This window comes from Endozoicomonas sp. ONNA2 (genome assembly GCF_024606365.1).
GTDB lineage: Bacteria > Pseudomonadota > Gammaproteobacteria > Pseudomonadales > Endozoicomonadaceae > Endozoicomonas.
In genome coordinates, this window is sequence record NZ_JAHHPO010000883.1 from 1 (window position 1) to 4,011 (window position 4,011).

The 4,011-nt window shown below is 53.2% G+C and carries 5 protein-coding genes and 1 pseudogene; 5 read left to right on the forward strand and 1 reads right to left on the reverse strand.

Annotated elements, in window-relative coordinates; translation table 11 throughout:
• Positions 1–228, forward strand: a pseudogene (locus KDK14_RS15730) (hypothetical protein); the annotation flags it as partial.
• 4 nt (positions 229–232) lie between these two features.
• On the forward strand, positions 233–565 hold the full coding sequence (locus tag KDK14_RS15735) for a type II toxin-antitoxin system HicB family antitoxin (protein ID WP_257266124.1): 333 nt from the start codon (positions 233–235) through the stop codon (positions 563–565).
• Positions 566–650: 85 nt separating this feature from the next.
• Here the strand turns inward: KDK14_RS15735 and KDK14_RS15740 are convergent, their stop codons facing one another.
• A complete protein-coding gene (locus tag KDK14_RS15740; protein ID WP_257266125.1) occupies positions 651–842 on the reverse strand; it encodes a hypothetical protein in 192 nt (63 codons plus the stop codon).
• Between the two features lie 216 nt (positions 843–1,058).
• Here KDK14_RS15740 and KDK14_RS15745 point away from each other — a divergent pair, with 216 nt between their 5' ends.
• From KDK14_RS15745 to cydX, 3 genes are read left to right on the forward strand one after another with little or no spacing between them, the layout of a single operon-like run.
• Positions 1,059–2,660: a cytochrome ubiquinol oxidase subunit I gene (locus KDK14_RS15745; protein WP_257266126.1), complete on the forward strand. Its 1,602-nt coding sequence runs from the start codon at positions 1,059–1,061 to the stop codon at positions 2,658–2,660.
• 12 nt (positions 2,661–2,672) lie between these two features.
• Positions 2,673–3,806, forward strand: a complete 1,134-nt coding sequence (gene cydB / locus KDK14_RS15750; RefSeq protein ID WP_257266127.1) for a cytochrome d ubiquinol oxidase subunit II — start codon at positions 2,673–2,675, stop codon at positions 3,804–3,806.
• Between the two features lie 14 nt (positions 3,807–3,820).
• Entirely contained in the window at positions 3,821–3,940 is a 120-nt protein-coding gene (gene cydX / locus KDK14_RS15755) for a cytochrome bd-I oxidase subunit CydX (RefSeq protein ID WP_163373267.1), read from the forward strand.
• Positions 3,941–4,011 lie beyond the last annotated feature (71 nt).

Sequence of the window (4,011 nt, forward strand, 5' to 3'; positions counted from 1 at the left end):
TCCTCAATTTTCTGCCATCCTTGCTACGGGCGCTATTCTCGGACAGCCTCCCAGGCGGATATTGAAAGCCTGTTTATTGCCCCTGGTGCCCGGATCGAAGAACGTGAGGGCAGCCGGGTCAAAGTGGTGCTGTTTGGTGAGGTGCGAATCTTTCACCGCCCGCATCACCGGATACCGACAAGGGTGCGGTGGCCAGTATTCGCCGGTGGCTGGAAAACAACGGAGTGACGCCATGATTAACCAGATGAACATTAACGGCTATATCGCCGTTATTACTTACGATCCGGAGATTGACCTGTTCCGGGGTGAATTTGTCGGCCTGAACGGCGGCGCGGATTTTTACGCGGCGGATGTCAAAAACCTGCACCAGGAAGGCAAGGTTTCTCTTAAAGTGTTTCTGGATGCCTGCAAAGAGGAAGGCATTGAACCGCGCAAGGCGTTCTCCGGCAAGCTGAACCTGCGCATTGACCCGGACCTGCACGAATCCGCCAGTGTGGCCGCTGCCGCCAGCAACCGCAGCCTGAACCAGTTTATTAATGACGCGTTGCGTCAGTCGCTGAATTAGTGGCTGATCGTTTATTTGATGCCGCGCCAATGGTCTTTCAGGCTAAACAAATATTTTTGTGGCGTCTGGCTGCGATTCAATCACTTTAACGTGACAGCGCATACCGCCCTTCCAGTGTGCGTGCCAGTCCCCGGCCACGGCTGATCTGTTTATTCATGCAGCTGTCCACCTGTTTCATGAACACTTCATTGATGTTGCCCTGTTCCGTTTGCCGGGTACGGGTTTCAGCCGTTTCGCCGGGCTGAGTGTAAGTATTGACCCGGGTGTGTAGATACAAAAAAGACGCGATCAGGGTGCGTCTTCTGCACCAGTTGATTTGTGTACCGGGGTAGCAATCCCGTATTCCTTATGGAACGTAAAATAACGTATTATGCGGCATTCATTGTCCATACTTATCCACGTTGAACCATCGAAAACGGCGGTAAAATGGCGGTATAAAACCTTACGGATTATTAGCAATGCTACGTATTTCAAGCTGTTACGGGTTTAAATCATGATCCTGGATGAAGTCATCGATCTCTCGCGCTTTCAATTTGCCATTACTGCGCTCTATCATTTTCTATTTGTGCCATTGACCATTGGCATGACTTTTATTCTTGCCATTATGGAATCCGTCTATGTCATGACGGGGAAACAGATCTACAAGGATATGACCCGGTTCTGGGGCAAACTCTTTGGGATCAACTTTGCCGTGGGTGTCGCCACCGGTCTGACCATGGAGTTCCAGTTTGGTACCAACTGGTCCTACTACTCCCACTACGTTGGCGATATTTTCGGCGCACCACTGGCCATTGAAGCCCTGATGGCCTTCTTCCTGGAATCCACTTTCGTGGGTATGTTCTTCTTCGGTTGGGACCGGCTGAGTAAAGTGCAGCATCTGGCTTGTACCTGGTTAATGGCCATTGGCACCAACCTGTCGGCACTGTGGATTCTGATTGCCAACGCCTGGATGCAGAACCCGGTAGGTGCCGAGTTCAACTTTGAAACCATGCGCATGGAGATGACCAGCTTTGCCGACCTGGTATTCAACCCGGTGGCACAGGTCAAGTTTATCCATACGGTAGCGGCGGGTTATACCACGGGCGCTATTTTCGTCCTGTCCATCTCTGCCTACTACCTGCTGAACAATCGTGATATCGGCTTTGCCCGCCGCTCATTTGCCGTGGCTTCCGGGTTTGGTCTGGCCGCCATTCTGTCCGTTATTCTTCTGGGTGACGAATCCGGCTATGAGCTGGGCGATGTGCAGGAAGTAAAACTGGCCGCCATTGAAGCGGAATGGGATACCCACCCGGCACCAGCCAGCTTTACCGTGATCGGTATCCCGAACCAGGAAACGATGGAAACCGACTACGCCATCAGGATTCCTTACCTGATGGGCATTATTGCCACCCGCTCACTGGATGAAGAAGTGACCGGCATCAAAGACCTGATTGAAAACAAGATCGTCCGCATCCAGAGCGGTATGCAGGCCTACGACTTGCTGCAAAAACTGAAAAATGGCGAAGATACCCCGGAAAACCGGGCAGCCTTTCTGGAAGTGGTGGACGACCTCGGCTATGGCCTGTTGCTGACCCGCTACACCGATAACATCCCTGCGGCCACCGAGGCAATGATCCGTCAGGCGGCAGAAGATGCCATCCCGACGGTATGGCCGCTGTTTTTCTCCTTCCGAATCATGGTTGGCTGCGGCGTGCTGATGCTTTTGCTGCTGGTGACAGCCTTTGTGAAAACCGCCCGCCGCAATGAATACCAGAGCCGTTTCTTCCTGAAACTCTGTCTCTGGTCCCTGCCCCTGCCCTGGATTGCCAGTGAAATGGGCTGGTTTGTGGCGGAATACGGCCGTCAACCCTGGTCCATCTCCGGTATCCTGCCCACCTATCTGTCGGCGTCCACCCGGACGGCCACCGATCTCTACCTGAGCATTGCCGGCTTCACGTTGTTCTACGGAATCTTTGCCGTCATTGAAGTATGGCTAATGGTGAAATATTCCAGACTTGGCCCGAGCAGCCTGCACACCGGACGCTACCACTTCGAACAACAGCAGGCCTTAACCGATGCTGTCGTTTCTGACAGTCCCCTCCCCGGAAAAGCATAAGGAGTGATGACCATGGATTATGAACTTCTCCGATTTATCTGGTGGGTACTGATCGGCGTCCTGTTTATCGGTTTTGCCATTATGGACGGCTACGACCTGGGCACTGCCAACCTGTTGCCGTTTATGAGTAAAAACGACACTGAACGTCGAATCATGATCAATGCCGTAGCCCCCCACTGGGACGGCAACCAGGTCTGGCTGATCACGGCCGGTGGTGCACTATTTGCCGCCTGGCCTACCGTCTACGCGACCGCTTTCTCCGGCTTTTACTGGGCCATGGTGCTGGTGTTATTTGCCCTGCTGATTCGCCCCATGGCCTTTGACTACCGCTCGAAACTGGCGAACCCAGGGTGGCGCAGTGCCTGGGACTGGGGACTGTTTGTCAGTGGTATTGTCCCGTCGCTGGTATTTGGCGTTGGCTTTGGCAACATCTTTGTGGGCTTCGGCTTTGAGCTGGACGGCTTTATGCGCTCCAGCTTCTCAGGCTCATTCTTTGACCTGCTCAACCCATTCTCGCTGTTGTGCGGCGTTGTCAGTGCATCCATGCTCACCATGCAGGGGGCGGTCTGGCAGAAAATGCGTTCTGGCGACCCCATCCGTCACCGTGCGGCCACTGTCGCCCGCTACTCTGCCCTGCTGACCATGGTGGCCTTTGCCCTGGGCGGTTTCTGGGTTGCCCATATCAACGGTTACCAGGTCACCAGTGTTCTGGATACCAATGCCCCATCCAATCCGCTGGAAAAAACCGTCATTCTTGCCCAGGGTGCCTGGCTGAATAACTACAGCCAATACCCCATCATGATCATTGCCCCGGTACTTGGCTTCCTGGGCACCCTTGGCGTCATGATCTTCTCTGCCACCCAGCGCAATGGGCTTAACTTTACCTGCTCATCCCTGGCCCAGGCCGGCATCATCATGACCGCCGGTTTCAGCCTGTTCCCGTTTGTACTGACTTCCAGCACCGCCCCATCATTCAGCCTGACCCTCTGGGATGCCACCTCAAGCTTTATGACCCTGGCGATCATGACCGGCGTGGCCGTTATCTTTGTGCCTGTCATCCTTGGCTACACCATCTGGTGTTTCTACAAGCTCTGGAGTCGCATGACTGCTGAACGCATTGAACAAGAAAGTCATTCACTTTACTGAGAGGGAACTGAACAATGTGGTATTTTGCCTGGATCCTTGGTGTACTTCTGGCTTGCGCTTTTGGGATTATCAATGTGATGTGGTATGAGTTCCATTCGGACAATTTTGATAATGAAATCAATGAGTTAGACTGATTGAAAATTTTTCAGGGGTAACTGTTTGGTGATCCCATACAATGTTCGCGATTACCAGGAGCTGCAGCCAT